The 14,464-nt window shown below is 68.0% G+C and carries 13 protein-coding genes, 1 tRNA gene and 1 pseudogene; 7 read left to right on the forward strand and 8 right to left on the reverse strand.

Annotated features, from left to right (window positions below):
• Position 1 precedes the first annotated feature (1 nt).
• Together cyoB and cyoA are read right to left on the reverse strand one after the other, a co-directional pair.
• Positions 2-2,005 carry a cytochrome o ubiquinol oxidase subunit I gene (cyoB, locus tag ACV7NL_RS21375; RefSeq protein ID WP_056481641.1) on the reverse strand — a complete coding sequence of 668 codons (2,004 nt, stop codon included), beginning with the start codon at positions 2,003-2,005 and terminating at the stop codon, positions 2-4.
• 60 nt (positions 2,006-2,065) lie between these two features.
• Positions 2,066-3,313 carry a ubiquinol oxidase subunit II gene (gene cyoA / locus ACV7NL_RS21380; RefSeq protein ID WP_463356810.1) on the reverse strand — a complete coding sequence of 416 codons (1,248 nt, stop codon included), beginning with the start codon at positions 3,311-3,313 and terminating at the stop codon, positions 2,066-2,068.
• 351 nt (positions 3,314-3,664) lie between these two features.
• Between cyoA and ACV7NL_RS21385 the strand changes: the two genes are divergently transcribed.
• From ACV7NL_RS21385 to ACV7NL_RS21395, 3 genes are all read left to right on the forward strand, one after another.
• Positions 3,665-4,999, forward strand: coding sequence for an MFS transporter (locus ACV7NL_RS21385; protein WP_056190324.1), 1,335 nt, complete (start codon positions 3,665-3,667; stop codon positions 4,997-4,999).
• Between the two features lie 99 nt (positions 5,000-5,098).
• Positions 5,099-6,418, forward strand: a complete 1,320-nt coding sequence (locus ACV7NL_RS21390; RefSeq protein WP_463356811.1) for a carboxylesterase family protein — start codon at positions 5,099-5,101, stop codon at positions 6,416-6,418.
• A 97-nt stretch (positions 6,419-6,515) separates the two neighbouring features.
• Entirely contained in the window at positions 6,516-6,839 is a 324-nt protein-coding gene (locus tag ACV7NL_RS21395) for a hypothetical protein (RefSeq protein ID WP_463356812.1), read from the forward strand.
• Between the two features lie 392 nt (positions 6,840-7,231).
• Here ACV7NL_RS21395 and ACV7NL_RS21400 read toward each other — a convergent pair whose 3' ends face one another.
• The 5 genes and pseudogenes from ACV7NL_RS21400 to queA all read right to left on the reverse strand — a co-directional run bounded on the left by ACV7NL_RS21400 (position 7,232) and on the right by queA (position 11,481).
• Positions 7,232-7,747, reverse strand: a complete 516-nt coding sequence (locus tag ACV7NL_RS21400; protein ID WP_463357207.1) for a hypothetical protein — start codon at positions 7,745-7,747, stop codon at positions 7,232-7,234.
• Positions 7,748-7,798: 51 nt separating this feature from the next.
• Positions 7,799-8,338, reverse strand: a pseudogene (locus ACV7NL_RS21405) (calcium-binding protein); the annotation flags it as partial.
• A 604-nt stretch (positions 8,339-8,942) separates the two neighbouring features.
• Positions 8,943-9,018: transfer RNA gene (locus ACV7NL_RS21410), tRNA-Lys, on the reverse strand.
• A gap of 143 nt (positions 9,019-9,161) precedes the next feature.
• Positions 9,162-10,334, reverse strand: coding sequence for a tRNA guanosine(34) transglycosylase Tgt (gene tgt, locus ACV7NL_RS21415; protein WP_463356813.1), 1,173 nt, complete (start codon positions 10,332-10,334; stop codon positions 9,162-9,164).
• 61 nt (positions 10,335-10,395) lie between these two features.
• Positions 10,396-11,481, reverse strand: a complete 1,086-nt coding sequence (queA, locus tag ACV7NL_RS21420) for a tRNA preQ1(34) S-adenosylmethionine ribosyltransferase-isomerase QueA (RefSeq protein WP_463356814.1) — start codon at positions 11,479-11,481, stop codon at positions 10,396-10,398.
• 178 nt (positions 11,482-11,659) lie between these two features.
• Here queA and ACV7NL_RS21425 point away from each other — a divergent pair, with 178 nt between their 5' ends.
• The 3 genes from ACV7NL_RS21425 to ACV7NL_RS21435 all read left to right on the forward strand — a co-directional run bounded on the left by ACV7NL_RS21425 (position 11,660) and on the right by ACV7NL_RS21435 (position 13,292).
• Positions 11,660-11,902, forward strand: a complete 243-nt coding sequence (locus tag ACV7NL_RS21425) for a hypothetical protein (protein WP_056481623.1) — start codon at positions 11,660-11,662, stop codon at positions 11,900-11,902.
• Between the two features lie 95 nt (positions 11,903-11,997).
• On the forward strand, positions 11,998-12,285 hold the full coding sequence (locus tag ACV7NL_RS21430) for a hypothetical protein (RefSeq protein WP_247634509.1): 288 nt from the start codon (positions 11,998-12,000) through the stop codon (positions 12,283-12,285).
• 119 nt (positions 12,286-12,404) lie between these two features.
• On the forward strand, positions 12,405-13,292 hold the full coding sequence (locus ACV7NL_RS21435) for a cation diffusion facilitator family transporter (protein ID WP_056190338.1): 888 nt from the start codon (positions 12,405-12,407) through the stop codon (positions 13,290-13,292).
• On the opposite strand, the gene lipB is transcribed toward ACV7NL_RS21435, so the two are convergent.
• Complete coding sequence (gene lipB / locus ACV7NL_RS21440; RefSeq protein WP_056190340.1) at positions 13,289-13,936, reverse strand: lipoyl(octanoyl) transferase LipB; 648 nt, start codon at positions 13,934-13,936, stop codon at positions 13,289-13,291. The two genes, ACV7NL_RS21435 and lipB, sit on opposite strands and share 4 nt — an antisense overlap.
• Before the next feature lie 157 nt (positions 13,937-14,093).
• Between lipB and ACV7NL_RS21445 the strand changes: the two genes are divergently transcribed.
• On the forward strand, positions 14,094-14,399 hold the full coding sequence (locus ACV7NL_RS21445; RefSeq protein WP_056190342.1) for a FliM/FliN family flagellar motor switch protein: 306 nt from the start codon (positions 14,094-14,096) through the stop codon (positions 14,397-14,399).
• The last annotated feature ends 65 nt before the right edge of the window (positions 14,400-14,464 follow it).

The following is a 14,464-nucleotide window of genomic DNA, read 5'->3' on the forward strand; positions in this document are numbered from 1 at the left end:
CTCAGACGTGCTCCGCCAACAGGGCTGTCCGCTGGGCTTCGGTCCGGACGACCTCGTCGGCCGGGATATAGAAGTCGCGGTTGTAGTTGAAGGTGTGGCCGATCGCGACCACCGCGATCGCCGCGAAGCTGAAGGCGGCGAGCCACCAGATGTACCAGATCATCGCGAAGGCGAAGATGATGCTCAGCACGCCGAGGATCAGGCCGGCCGCGGTGTTCTTGGGCATGTGGATCGGCTTGAAGCCCTGGAGCGGACGCGCATAGCCGCGCTTTTTCATGTCCCACCACGCGTCGTGATCGTGGATCACCGGCGTGAAGGCGAAGTTGTAGTCCGGCGGCGGCGACGAGGTCGCCCATTCCAGGGTCCGGCCGCCCCACGGATCGCCGGTCGTATCCCGCAGCTGGTCACGCCGGATGACGCTGACCACCAGGGTGATGATGAACGAGGCGATGCCGCACAGGATCAGAAGGGCGCCAAACGCTGCAATCACGAACCAGATTTGGAGCGAGGGATCGTCGAAGTGCTGGACGCGACGGGTGACGCCCATCAGGCCGAGCACGTAGAGCGGCATGAAGGCGACCCAGAAGCCGGTCAGCCAGAACCAGAACGACATCTTCCCCCAGAACGGATCGAGCTTGAAGCCGAAGGCCTTGGGGAACCAGTAGGTGATGCCGGCCAGCATGCCGAACAGCACGCCGCCGATGATGACGTTGTGGAAGTGGGCGATCAGGAACAGCGAGTTGTGCAGCACGAAGTCGGCCGGGGGCACGGCGAGCAGCACGCCGGTCATGCCGCCGATGACGAAGGTCACCATGAAGCCGATCGTCCAGAGCATCGGCACCTCGAAGCGGATGCGGCCCTTGTACATGGTGAACAGCCAGTTGAAGATCTTCGCCCCCGTGGGGATCGAGATGATCATCGTGGTGATGCCGAAGAACGAGTTCACGCTGGCGCCCGAGCCCATCGTGAAGAAGTGGTGCAGCCACACGAGGTAGGACAGAATCGTGATCACGACGGTCGCGTAGACCATCGAGGCGTAACCGAAGAGGCGCTTGCTCGAGAAGGTCGAGACGATCTCCGAGAATACGCCGAAGGCCGGCAGGATGAGGATGTACACCTCCGGGTGGCCCCAGATCCACACCAGGTTCACGTACATCATCGGGTTGCCCCCGAGGTCGTTCGAGAAGAAGTGCGTGCCGACGTAGCGGTCGAGCGACAGCAGCGCGAGAACGGCCGTCAGGATGGGGAAGGCGGCGACGATGAGAATGTTGGTGCAGAGCGAGGTCCAGGTGAAGACCGGCATCTTCATCATGGTCATGCCGGGGGCCCGCATCTTCACGATGGTGGCGATCAGGTTGATGCCGGACAGCAACGTCCCGATGCCGGCGATCTGCAGCGCCCAGATGTAATAGTCGACGCCGACGCCCGGACTCATGGCGGGGCCGGAGAGCGGCGGATAGGCCAGCCAGCCGGTGCGGGCGAACTCGCCGACGAACAGCGAGGCCATCACCGTCACGGCGCCCGCCACCGTCATCCAGAAGCTGAAGTTGTTGAGGAACGGAAAGGCCACGTCGCGGGCGCCGATCTGCAGCGGCACCACGAAGTTCATCAGGCCCGTCACCAGCGGCATCGCCACGAAGAAGATCATGATCACGCCGTGGGCGGTGAAGATCTGGTCGTAGTGGTGCGGCGGCAGGTAGCCCTCGTTCGGACCGAACGCCATCGCCTGCTGGGCGCGCATCATCAGCGCGTCGGCAAAGCCGCGCAGGAGCATCACCAGCGCCAGCACGATGTACATGATGCCGATCTTCTTGTGATCGACGGAGGTGAACCAGTCGCGCCAAAGGATACCCCAGAGGCGGAAATACGTCAGGGCGCCGAGCACGGCGACGCCGCCGATGCCGACCATCACGAAGGTGATCAGGAGGATCGGCTCATGAAGCGGCACGGCATCGAGCGTCAGGCGCCCGAACAGGAGCTTCTGGAGATCCGGATTGGAGAACATGGGACCTACTCGTCAGAGGAGTGTGCCGAATGGAGGGGCGGGCGACAGAGGCGTCCGCGATTAGCGATTCAGTTGGCCGGGCGCGATCGAGTCCGAACCCTTCGAATCCTTGCCGTCGCCCGCTGGGCCGCCTTGGCCCTGGTGAGCGCCGTGGTCAGGTCCAGAATGATCGTGCCCGGAATGATCGTGCCCGGAATGTTCCGGTGCCGAACCCGGCTTCACCTCGGGCGCGATGCTCTTCGGCTTCATGCCTTCGGGCTGCTCCGGGCTGTGCGACTCACGACCCGATCCACCGACGGTGGCGGCGGGAGCCTCCACGCCCTGCTCGGCGTAGCGATTGTCGTATTCGAGCCGCTCGCGATTGGCGTGGCTCTCCTTGCCGGCGCCGCCCATGGCGTCGATGTGCATCATCTCGTTCATGCACATCTTGCCGGGAATGGCACACATGTTGAGCACCGCGCCGTAGAGGCCGTTCTCGACCGAGGAGAAGTAGCGGACGGGCTCGCGCTCGCTCGGCTTCTCCAGTTCGATGTAGGATTGGCGGGTGAGCGATTGGCCCTCCGCCTTCACCTTGGCGACCCAGGCGTCGAACCCGGCCTGGTCGAGGCCATGGAACTTGAAGTTCATCCGCGAGAAGCCCGAGCCGCTGTAGTTGGCCGAAAGACCTTCATACACACCGGCCTTGTTGATCACCGCGTGCAACTTGGTCTCCATGCCGGCCATGGCGTAGATCTGACCGGCGAGAGCGGGAACGAAGAACGAATTCATTACGGTGGCTGAGGTGATCTTGAAGGAGATCGGCACGTCGACCGGTGCGGCCAGTTCGTTGACGGTGGCGATACCCTGATCTGGGTAGAAGAACAGCCATTTCCAATCGAGTGCGACGACCTCGACCGTCAGCGGCTTGACCCCCGCCGGCAGCGGGCGGTCGGCGTCGAGCCGGCTCAGGGGCCGGTAGGGATCGAGGGTGTGGGTGCTGATCCAGGTCAGCGCTCCGAGCGCGATCACGATCACCAGCGGGGCCGACCAAATCAGCACTTCGAGCTGGGTCGAGTGATGCCAGTCGGGATCGTACTCGGCGTCCTTGTTCGAGATGCGGTAGCGCCAGGCGAACAGCAGCGTGAAGGCGATCACCGGAATGATGATCAGCAGCATCAGGCCGGTGGAGGCCAGGATCAGGTCGCGCTGGCGCGCGGCGATGTCACCGGACGGCTGCATCAGAACCATGTTGCAGCCGGAGAGCAGGCCGAACAGCGGAAGGAGGACGAGCGTGCGAAGGATTTTGACGGGCATGGATTTGACGGGCATGGACTCGTCTGGCGCGATCTCGGAGGAGCACCTTCCCGTTCCCCCCTGGGACGGGAGGACGGAAGCGCTGCGTCTCACTGCGCCGCAACACAGGGCTCTGACAAGTCGCGCGTGGCGCGTCTGATCAGCGCTGCGCTCATGGCGGTTGTAAGTTAAGCTGTGCTAAGGGATTTTTTCCGTGGGAAACCGAGTCGTGCCTTTTGGTCGCGGCGTTCCCGGTGGAGCGCGTCACGCCGTGCTTTGACGCAGACGAATCACGCGGCGTAAACGTAGTCCGAACCCCTTCGGCCCCCGCGCGCTTTCCGGCGCCCGATCCGGCCCCGAACGCATGAAGCGAGCCCGGTCCTCTCGATGAGCGCAGAATACGCAGTGCCGTCCTCGTCGTCGCTGGAACGCGACGCCCACGAGGCTTCCAGCGACCACACGGTCGCGCCGGGCGAAATCGCCATCGGAGTCGTGATCGGCCGCGCCGCCGAGTATTTCGACTTCTTCGTCTTCGGCATCGCTTCGGTGCTGATCTTTCCCGGCGTGTTCTTCCCCTTCGCCGACCCGCTGACCGGCACCCTCTACGCCTTCGCGCTGTTCGCCCTGGCCTTCATCGCCCGCCCGATCGGGTCGGTGATCTTCATGGAGATCGACCGGCGCCACGGGCGTGCCGCCAAGCTGACGATCGCGTTGTTCCTCCTCGGTGGGTCGACCATGGCGATCGGCTTCCTGCCGAACTACCATCAGGTCGGCGCCCTCTCGATCTGGATTCTCGCAGCCCTCCGCTTCGGGCAGGGGCTGGCCCTCGGCGGCGCCTGGGACGGTCTGGCCTCGCTCCTGGCCCTCAACGCACCCGAGAAGCAGCGCGGCTGGTACGCGATGATCCCGCAGCTCGGCGCCCCCGTGGGCTTCATGCTGGCGAGCGCGCTGTTCGCGTTCTTCGTCGGAAATCTCAGCACCGAGGACTTCCTGGACTGGGGCTGGCGCTACCCCTTCTTCGTGGCCTTCGCCATCAACGTGGTGGCGCTGTTCGCCCGCCTCCGCCTCGTCGCCACCGAGGAATTCTCGCGCATGCTTCAGATGCGCGAGCTGGAGCCGACGCCGGTGCTGGAGCTGCTGCGCACCCATGGACGCTTCGTGCTGATCGGCGCCGTGGTCCCGCTGGCGAGCTTCGCCCTGTTCCATCTCGTGACGGTGTTCCCGATCAGCTGGATTCACCTGTTCACCGCGCGCTCGGCCAGCGAGTTCCTGCTGGTGCAGTGCTCCGGGGCGTTCCTGGCGGCCGGCACCATCGTGGTCTCGGGTATCATGGCCGATCGCATCGGCCGGCGGACCACGGTCGGCATCGCGGCCGCCCTGATCGCCGTGTTCGCGGTGGCCAGCATCATCGCCCCCATCGTGTTCGGCGACAGCGAACTCGGCCAGACCGTCTACGTCCTGATCGGGTTCGGCCTGCTCGGCTTCTCCTATGGCCAGACCTCCGGCTCGGTGACGGCCAATCTCGGCTCGCGCTTCCGCTACACCGGCGCCGCCCTGACCTCGGATCTCGCCTGGCTGATCGGCGCCGGATTCGCGCCCCTGGTGGCCCTCGGCGTGTCGAGCCGCTTCGGTCTGTCCTGGGTCGGCGTCTACCTGCTGTCCGGCGCCGTCGCGACTCTGTGCGCCCTCGCCTTCAACCGGCGTGAGACCGCCCGCCTCTGAGGCGAGCCGGCCCGTGACCCCGACGAAGCCCCGCCCGGCCCCCGCGCCGGCGGGGTTTTTTCCTGTGCGATTGCCGAGGCATAGCCCGCGTGGTCCCGCATGAGCGAGCCGTGCCGCTTCTTCCCGCCCTGTGGCCCGGTGGTGGCCCGGGTCGACGGTGCGGTCATGCGCGCCACCGGGATTCCCTACGCGCAGGCCGCGCGCTTCGCCCTTCCCGAGCCGGTGCCGGTTTGGACCGAGCCGTTTCAGGCTACCGAATGGGCCCCGGCCTGCCCGCAGGTCGCGATCCCGTTCCTGGAGGAGGCCCTCGGCGGCGCTCTCGGCACGCTCACCCAGGACGAGGCGTGCCAGCGCCTCTCGATCACCTGCCCGGTCGATCGCGGCGCCCAGGAGCGCCTGCCCGTCATGGTCTGGATTCATGGCGGCTCCTACATCTGTGGCGCCGGCGATGCGCCCTGCGGCGACCCGGCGCGACTGGCGGCCGAGCAGCGGGTCATCGTCGTCACGGTGACCTATCGGCTCGGCCTGTTCGGCTATCTCGGGGATGATGCGGGCCGCCCGGCCAATCTCGGCCTGCTCGATCAGATCGCCGCCTTCCGCTGGGTTCGACGCAACATCGCGGCCTTCGGCGGCGACCCCGAGGCGGTCACGGCCTTCGGGCAATCCGCCGGCGGAGACGCGGTGGCGCACCTGATGGCGACCGAGGAGGCCGGGACGCTGTTTCGCCGCGCTATTATCCAGAGCGCGCCGCTGGGCATCCGCCATCGCCGCCGGCGCATGAACGCCGCCATGGCACAGGTGCCGGTCACGCGCGCCATGACGACCGCGCAGGTGCTCGCGCGCCAAGGCCGCGTCGCGGCACGGGCGAGGTGGTTCGGCCTCGCGGGCTTCATGCCGTTCGGAACCCAGTACGGCCATGCCCCCCTGCCCCCGGAATCCGGGATGGCGGCGGCCTGGGACCGGGCAGCGCCGCAGGTCGACCTGCTGATCGGCTACACGGCCGAAGAAGGCCGCTTCTTCCTGCCCACGATTCCGGTGTTGCAGCCGTGGCTGCGCCTGCCCGGGATCGGCAGGCTGCTGGCACGCGGTCTGGTGGGCTTCATCACCCACACGGTCTATGCGGAGGCCGTGCGCCGCTTCGCCCGGCGCCACGCCCGGGCCGGCGGCCGGGTCCATCGCTACACTCTCGACTGGCGCGCGCCCGGCAATCCCTTCGGTGCCGCCCACGCCATCGAATTGCCCCTCCTGTTCGGATCGGAAACGGTCTGGCGCGACGCCGCCTACCTAGCCGGCGCATCCTGGCCCGAGATCGACCGCGCCGGTCGCGATCTGCGCGCATTCTGGGCGGCATTCGCTCGCGACCAAACCCTTCCCGAGTGTGGGCGCATCGACGGACTCATCCGCTACCGAAAGATCTGAAGCGGTCTTCGATGGAACACCCGTCGGAATCCGCCGGTCGACATTCGACGGCCGAAGCACTAGCCCGGCCTTCGTTGCAAACCAGGGACCGGCATTCGTGGCCAAGCTGATCTACACCCGCCTCGAAGACCATCCGCGCGAAACCTACGTCATCACCAGCGGAGCCCTGATCGTCGGGCGGGTCGATTGTATCAGCGACGATCCGGCGCCGGCCGCGCAATGGACCTGGGGTCTGCACCTCGACATCGGCGCGGCCCCGTTCCGGCGCGGCGCCACCGTGGCTTCCCGCGACGCCGCCATCGCGGCCCTCGACGCGGCCTGGGGCGAGTGGAAGCTGTGGGCGGGGCTTCGGGATGCCGAACCGAGCGAGGCGCCGGAGCCGGTTACGGTCACCAATCCGCATGCGCGGGTGCTGCGATAGCCGGAAAGCTGTCGTGCCCACGGGGTCGGTCTCAGATTTCGGTGGCCGGCGTGCTATCCAGGGCTATGCCTCGCTGGTTCTTCCTCCTGTTCGCCTGCGCTCTCGCCCTGTCCGTCGTCGGCGGCGTTCTGATCTTCCTGCGCTCGCCGATCCCGATCGAGCAGCGCGCGAACTGACTCCCGGCGCCGCGGTTCGCCGCACCTCGTATCGCGCCCTGCGCCGCGTCGCGCATATGGATACGGAACCGCCTGGGCTGCGCAGCCCGGACGCGCTCCGTCGATTCTGACGAGGAGACCGTGTCGCGATCACCCGGCGCGCGTGGTTGCCAGCGACACGATCTCCATCGATTCGTGTCCACGCGCAGGGCAGCGCGTGGACCCAAGCCGCAGATTTCAGGCGTGGAAGACGCCATCGCCGACGACCGGCTGACGCCCCTCGGCGGCTCCGAACTCCAGGAAATGCTGAAGCGGGTTGAAGCCGGCCGCAGCAACATCGGGATTGGCGGTCAGGTACCCCCGCGTGTCGAAGCCGGCGGAGGGATCGCGGCCCTCCTTCCAGCCGAAAGCGAGGTAGTGTTCGAGCGGGTTGATCCCTGCGGCGGCCACATCCTGGTACGCCGTCAGGTACCCCGTGGTGTCGAAGAACGCATTCGGGTTCCGCCCTTCCTGCCAGCCGAAGGCGGCGAAATGCACCTCGGGATCGGTGCCGGCCTGGAAGACGTCCGGGTTCTGGCTGAAGTAGAACAGATCGTCGACGAGAGCATTGCCGTCGCCCTGCACGACCTTCCCGTTCGTGAACTCGAACACTTCGACGTTCTTGATGGTATCGAGCCCCGATGCCGTGGTGATCGTGCTCAGAACGCCGGCCGACGCCAGGGCGTCGCCGCTCGGAAGCGCATAGTCGAACACGGCGGTGTCGGCCCCTTGAGCGCCGTCGAGGATGTTGGTCCCCGTTCCCCCGGCGAGCCGGTCATCGCCGAAGTCGCCGAACAGGGTATCGTCGCCCGCCGCACCCACGAGGGTGTCGTTGCCCAGATCGCCATCGACGAGGTCGTCGCCGTCGCCGCCATCGAGAGAATCGTCGTCATCGCCACCGGCGACAAAGTCATTGCCGGCTTCACCGAAGACTTGATCGCGGCCCGCTTCGCCGACGAGGAAGTCGTTGCCGGCAGCACCGTAGAGGATGTCGTCGCCCGGATTGCCGGCGGCATAATCGTCGCCGTCTTCGGTGTAGATCGTATCGTTGCCGGCTTCACCGATGATCTGATCGGCGCCGGCTCCACCACGGATCAGATCGTCCCCGGGACCGCCCGCGATGAAGTCCAGATCGGCACCGCCCGTGATCGTATCGTTGCCGTCCTGACCGTCGATCCTGTTGAACCCGCCGGGGTCCGAGAGGGTATCGTTTCCAAGGAGACCGAGGATGATGTCGTCGTCAGTCGTACCGGTCAGAACATCATTGCCATTCGTTCCTGAGATCGATGCCATAGTATCCTCCATGATTGATTTTTTGGGGCGGTGAACGGTTCCACGCACAGGCCTGCGCCCGTGCTCAGATCAGATCGGCACGCGATAGGTTGCTGTATGATAGACGCCTATGCGAATGCAGCACAGTTTGCCGCACTGCATCAGAAGAAAACAAATCTTTCACACGACAACTGCAGCTTACGGCTAACCGGGAGTCGTTCGACTTGTTCACCGGCCCCGTGTCGAACTTCGCTGGAGCGTTGTGCCGCGCCAAACCGGCGTGTGCGGCGGCTGGCGTGGGATGCAATCCGGCGGGGCGGCGCAGACCTGGCCGTGAGCGCGGTTCTGAACGCTGAAGCGAGGGGGCGAAGGCCGAGCCGGTACGGACAAAGCGGCCGTCGACCGGATCACCGCTTGCTCAGGTCGCCCGACCCTGGGCACGCCCCGACGTCCGCGCCGGCGCACCATCGACGGCCTGGACTGTCGTGCGGCCGGGCACAGATCCTTGCCGATCCGTGTGGCGCAGGTGCCTGCTGCTCGCATATCAGGCGTCGCGACAGGACCGGCGGGCGTGAGCCGCACACCAGTTCGGGTTGCCACGAAGAAATCGCTCAAGTCGTCGTGACGGAAGGGAATGTGGTGAGCGCGCTGGGACTCGAACCCAGGACCTACAGATTAAAAGTCCGTTGCTCTACCAACTGAGCTACGCGCTCGCGTCCGAAGGGGTGATGCGGCCCTCTCGGGGGCCGGGCCGTTTCGGACGGCGTGGCTCGCAATAGGGGGTCGGCGGTATGTGGTCAACCGGCTTTGCGGTTGGACCAGGAGACGGGTGAGGCGGCAGGACCGGAACGGACCGTCAGGCCGCGGCGCGCTCGGCCTCAGCCCGGGCCCAGGCGGCGCGGGTCTCGTCACAGAAGTCGGCGAGCCGCCCCTGCGCGATGGCGGCACGCATCCCCGCCATCAGATCCTGATAGTAGGACAGGTTGTTCCAGGTCAGCAGCATCATGCCCAGGATCTCGTCGCTGCGCACGAGGTGATGGAGATAGGCGCGGGAATAGTCGCGGGCGGCCGGGCAGGTCGAGGCCTCGTCCAGCGGCCGGGTGTCCTCGCCGTGGCGGGCGTTGCGCAGGTTGATGCGGCCGTGGCGGGTATAGGCCAGGCCGTGGCGGCCGGCGCGGGTCGGCATCACGCAGTCGAACATGTCGATGCCGCGCATCACCGAGCGCATCAGGTCGTCGGGGGTGCCGACGCCCATGAGGTAGCGCGGCTTGCCCGCCGGGAGGTGCGGCTCCACCGTCTCGATCATGGCCAGCATCACCGCCTGCGGTTCGCCGACCGCGAGGCCCCCGATGGCGTAGCCCTTCAGGTCGAGGTCGACGAGGGCACGGGCGCTCTCGACGCGCAGGTCGGGCAGGTCGCCGCCCTGGACGATGCCGAACATCGCCTTGCCGGGCTGCTCGCCGAAGGCGATGCGGCAGCGCTCGGCCCAGCGCAGCGACAGCTGCATGGCGCGCGCGATGGTGTCGCGCTCGGCCGGCAGGCGGACGCATTCGTCGAGCTGCATCTGAATGTCCGAGCCGAGCAGGCCCTGGATCTCGATCGAGCGTTCGGGGCTCATGTGGTGGGTCGAGCCGTCGACATGCGAGCGGAACGTGACGCCCTGCTCGTCGAGCTTGCGCAGGGCCGAGAGCGACATGACCTGGAAGCCGCCGGAATCGGTGAGGATCGGGTGCGGCCAGTTCATGAAATGGTGCAGGCCGCCGAGCCGCGCCATGCGCTCGGGGCCGGGGCGCAGCATCAGGTGGTAGGTGTTGCCCAGCACCACGTCGGCGCCGAGGTCGCGGACCTGTCCGGGATACATCGCCTTGACGGTGGCGGCCGTGCCGACCGGCATGAAGGCGGGCGTCCGGATGATCCCGCGCGGCATCGCGATCGCGCCCGTGCGCGCCGCGCCGTCGGTGGCGTCGACCCGGAAGGTGAAGTCGCTCGGAAGGGTTTCGGGCGCGGGGCGTGCGGCGGGCTCGGACATGGGCGCCGTCTTAGCACCGGTTTTCCGGCTCGGCACGTCCTCCCCCGCGCGTTCCCTCGTGTCAGTCCCGCGCCGGAAACAGCAGGCTCGAATCGCCGTAGGAATAGAAGCGATAGCCGGACGCGATGGCGTGGGCATAGGCGGCCCGCATGGTGTCGAGCCCCGAGAAGGCCGAGACCAGCATGAACAGGGTCGAGCGCGGCAGGTGGAAGTTGGTCATCAGCGCATCGACGGCGCGGATGCGGGTGCCCGGCGTGATGAAGATCTCGGTCGGTCCCGCGAAGGCGTGAAGCCGTCCCTCGGAATCGGCCGCACTCTCCAGGAGGCGCAGGGCGGTGGTGCCGACGGCCACGACGCGGCCGCCGCCCGCCCGCACGGCGTTCAGGGCCTCGGCGGTGGCGGCGTCGAGGCGGCCGATCTCCGCATGCATGCGGTGGTCGTCGGTGTCGTCGGCCTTCACCGGCAGGAAGGTGCCGGCGCCCACATGCAGGGTCACGGTGTGGCGGGCGATACCGGCGGCATCGAGGTCGGCCAGGAGCGCGTCGGAGAAGTGCAGGCCGGCGGTCGGGGCCGCCACCGCGCCGGGCTCGCGGGCATAGACGGTCTGGTAGTCGGTGGCGTCCTGCGCGTCGGTGGGCCGCCTGCCGGCGATGTAGGGCGGGAGCGGCAGGTCGCCGATCCGCGCGATGGCCTCGTCAAGGGCGGGGCCGGCCAGATCGAAGCGCAGGGTGATCTCGCCCCCCTCCCCCTTGGCCGCGATGGTCGCGTCGAGGCCGCCGAGATCGCAGGGCTCGCTCGCCCCGTGCCGGCCGAAGCTGACCCGGTCGCCGGCGGCGAGGCGCTTGCCCGGCCGGGCGAAGGCACGCCAGGTGTCCGCCGCCTCGCGCAGGTGCAGCATCGCCTCCATGCGCAGGCCCGGCGCACCCGGCCGGTGACGCAGGCCCGCGAGGCGGGCCGGGATCACCCGGGTGTCGTTGAAGACCAGGGCGTCGCCCGCCCGCAGAAGCTGCGCCAGGTCCCGCACCTTGCGGTCTTCGAGGGCATCGCCGGGGCGCACCACCAGGAGGCGGCCGGCATCGCGGGGGACCGGCGGGCGCAGGGCGATGCTCGCCTCGGGCAGCTCGAAATCGAAGAGGTCGACGCGCATGGCCCGCCAACAGCACGGTTTGGCGGCGCGGATCAATGGGGTCACGCGTGGTCGGGCGCCACCGGCGGAACCGGCGCGGGCCCGACCTGTTCAGACGAGAGCCGCCCGCGACGGGCGTCCGTACCGACACTTTCCACACCGCCACTTTCCACACCGAGACCTGAGGAGACCCGACAGGATGGCCTGGTTTGCCGTGAGCCCCCGCGATCCCGCCGACCCGCGCTGGCCCTTGCCGGATCGGGCGAGCATCACCCTCAAGGCGGAGGATGCCGAGGAGGCGCGGGCGAAATTTCTGGAGGCCTATCCGAGCCGCCCGTTCGGCACCCCCTCCTCACCGGTCCCGGATGCGGGCGATGCCGGCTTCGCCCAAGATCCGGACGCGCTCACCGTCGCGCCGACAAGCGTGCCGCCCTCTCCGTGAAATTCGCTGTCCGGCCGCTGGATCAGTCCGGCGGCTGTTCGCACCGTAAACGCCCTTTTCGACCCTGACGTCCATGCTCGCCATTCGGAGCCCCCATGACCGACGCGCACAGAAGCGACGATATCCGGTCCGATGCCATCCGGGCCAAGATCACGGCCCGGCGCACGACGCTCGACGGGGAGCTTGTGGATTACTGGACGCGGGAAGCCCTGCGCCTGGACACCCTGGCCGCCGGCGCGCGCTGGAACTGGATGGTCCGGAGCTATCAGCGCAAGGCCGAGCGCGCCCGGGCGCAGGGGGCGGTCTTCGCGGCCCGCGAAGCGGCTCGCGCCAAGGCACCGGATCTGGACGAACCGGGTCCGGCCGACCCCGGCACGGCATAGCCCCGGCTCAATCGTACAGGTGCGGGTTCAACCTTTGCCGTGGCCTTGGCGTGGCCACGGGCGCTAAGGCCTCGGCACCGGGCGGCCGCGCCGCATCCGGCTCGAGACCGGACACCGTTATGGACCGCACCCAGAAAGCCGCCCTCTTGAGCGCCGGCGTCGGCGCCCTGGTGATGGGCCTCAAATTCGCCGCCTACTGGGTTACCGGCAGCCTCGCGCTCTATTCCGATGCCCTGGAGAGCATCATCAACGTGGTGGCGGCGGTGTTCGCCCTGGTCGCGCTTCGGGTTGCGGCCCGCCCGGCCGACGACGATCACCCCTACGGCCACCACAAGGCCGAGTATTTCTCGGCGGTGATCGAGGGCGCGCTGATCATCGTGGCGGCGCTCCTGATCCTGCGGGAGGCCTTCTTCGGCCTGCTCGACCCCAAGATGCTGGACGCGCCGGCCATCGGCCTCGCGGTCAACCTCGTGGCGACCGCGATCAACGGCGTCTGGGCGATGACGCTGCTGCGCCGGGGCCGCGCCTGGCGCTCGCCGGCCCTGGTGGCGGATGCCCGCCACGTGATGGCCGACGTGGTCACCTCGGCGGGCGTGCTCGTCGGTGTCGCCCTGGTGACGGTGACCGGATACGCCATCCTCGACCCGCTGATCGCCGGCCTCGTCGCCCTCAACATCCTGTGGTCGGGCTGGGGCATGATCCGCGATTCGGTCAGCGGCCTGATGGACAAGGCCGCGCCCACCGAGATGGTGGCGCAGATCCGCGAACTGATCTCGCTCCACAGCACCGGTGCCCTGGAGGCGCACGACGTCCGCACCCGCCATGCCGGGCAGGCGACCTTCATCGATTTCCACCTCGTGGTGCCGGGCGCGATGACGGTGCAGGATTCGCACGCCATCTGCGACCGCCTGGAGGCCGCGATCGAGAGCGCCATCGAGGGCTCCGTCGTCGTCATCCACGTGGAGCCGGGGGAGCACGCCAAGGGCCGGGGCGTGCCGGTGATCTAATCCGCCGCGACCGTTGGGCCGAAAATCGCCTCGAAGGCGGCGCGGAGCTGCATGTCCACCTCGGGCATCGAGACGAGATGGCCGAGATCGACCAGGCTGGTGACGCCGTGCCCGGCGATGCCGCAGGGCACGATGCCGGTGAAGTGCGACAGGTCCGGCTCCACGTTGAGGCTGATGCCGTGGAAGCTCACCCAGCGTCGGACCCGGATGCCGATGGCGGCGACCTTGTCCTCCACGCCCGCCCCCTTTTCGGGACGCCGGACCCAGACGCCGACCCGATCCTCCCGCCGCTCGCCGCGCACGTTGAAGGCCTCCAGGGTGGCGATGATCCAGGCCTCCAGGGCGGCCACGTAGGCCCGCAGGTCCCGGCGGCGCCGGTTGAGGTCGAGCATCACGTAGGCCACCCGCTGACCCGGCCCGTGATAGGTGTACTGCCCGCCCCGCCCGGTGCGGTGGACCGGAAAGCGGTCCGGCTCGACGAGGTCGGAAGCCCGCGCCGAGGTGCCCGCCGTGTAGAGGGGGGGATGTTCGAGCAGCCAGACCAGCTCCGAAGCGCGGCCCGCCGCGATCGCCTCGGCTCGCTCCTCCATGGCCGCCACCGCGTCACCGTAGGGCACCGGGGTGTCGCTGATCCGCCACGCCACGGGCGCGCCGTCCGAAAGGGCGTGAAAATCCCCCGGGGGAAGCGCCAGACGGGGCGCGATTAGGGTTTCGTTTACCAAGATTTCACCATCGCGCAGGGAAGGTGGAGGGAAGGGCCGAACCACGGGTTGGGCCGGCCCGGAACGAAGGACGGATCGCGTGGCGGTGTTCGAAGACCTGAAGGTCGACCTGACGGTGGTGCTCGGGCGCAGTCACATGCCGTTGCACATGCTCCTGCGCATGGGCCGCGGTGCGGTGATCGAACTCGAAGCCACCGAGTCCGATATGGTCGAGATTCTCGCCAACGACCACCCGATCGCGCGCGGACAGATCGTGGTGACCGGCAACCGCATCTCCGTCGAGATCACCGAACTGATCCGCAAGGCCGACGTGGTGCGCCTGCCCGGCGTCACCATCGGCCAGGGCGCCGTGCCGGTCCTGGACGGCGGCGTCGATTTCCTCTGATCCCGCCACCGTGACGCTTGTCGGACGGAAATCCGTCTGTTATTGGCTGCGCCGCGCCCCGAGAG

This window comes from Methylobacterium sp. Ger2507 (assembly GCF_055231875.1).

Excerpts from the sequence above, each read along its gene's own strand:
- cyoB (WP_056481641.1), bottom strand. The coding sequence starts at position 2,005 with ATGTTCTCCAATCCGGATCTCCAGAAGCTCCTGTTCGGGCGCCTGACG.
- cyoA (WP_463356810.1), bottom strand. The coding sequence starts at position 3,313 with ATGCCCGTCAAATCCATGCCCGTCAAAATCCTTCGCACGCTCGTCCTC.
- ACV7NL_RS21385 (WP_056190324.1), top strand. The coding sequence starts at position 3,665 with ATGAGCGCAGAATACGCAGTGCCGTCCTCGTCGTCGCTGGAACGCGAC.
- ACV7NL_RS21390 (WP_463356811.1), top strand. The coding sequence starts at position 5,099 with ATGAGCGAGCCGTGCCGCTTCTTCCCGCCCTGTGGCCCGGTGGTGGCC.
- tgt (WP_463356813.1), bottom strand. The coding sequence starts at position 10,334 with ATGTCCGAGCCCGCCGCACGCCCCGCGCCCGAAACCCTTCCGAGCGAC.
- queA (WP_463356814.1), bottom strand. The coding sequence starts at position 11,481 with ATGCGCGTCGACCTCTTCGATTTCGAGCTGCCCGAGGCGAGCATCGCC.
- ACV7NL_RS21425 (WP_056481623.1), top strand. The coding sequence starts at position 11,660 with ATGGCCTGGTTTGCCGTGAGCCCCCGCGATCCCGCCGACCCGCGCTGG.
- ACV7NL_RS21430 (WP_247634509.1), top strand. The coding sequence starts at position 11,998 with ATGACCGACGCGCACAGAAGCGACGATATCCGGTCCGATGCCATCCGG.
- ACV7NL_RS21435 (WP_056190338.1), top strand. The coding sequence starts at position 12,405 with ATGGACCGCACCCAGAAAGCCGCCCTCTTGAGCGCCGGCGTCGGCGCC.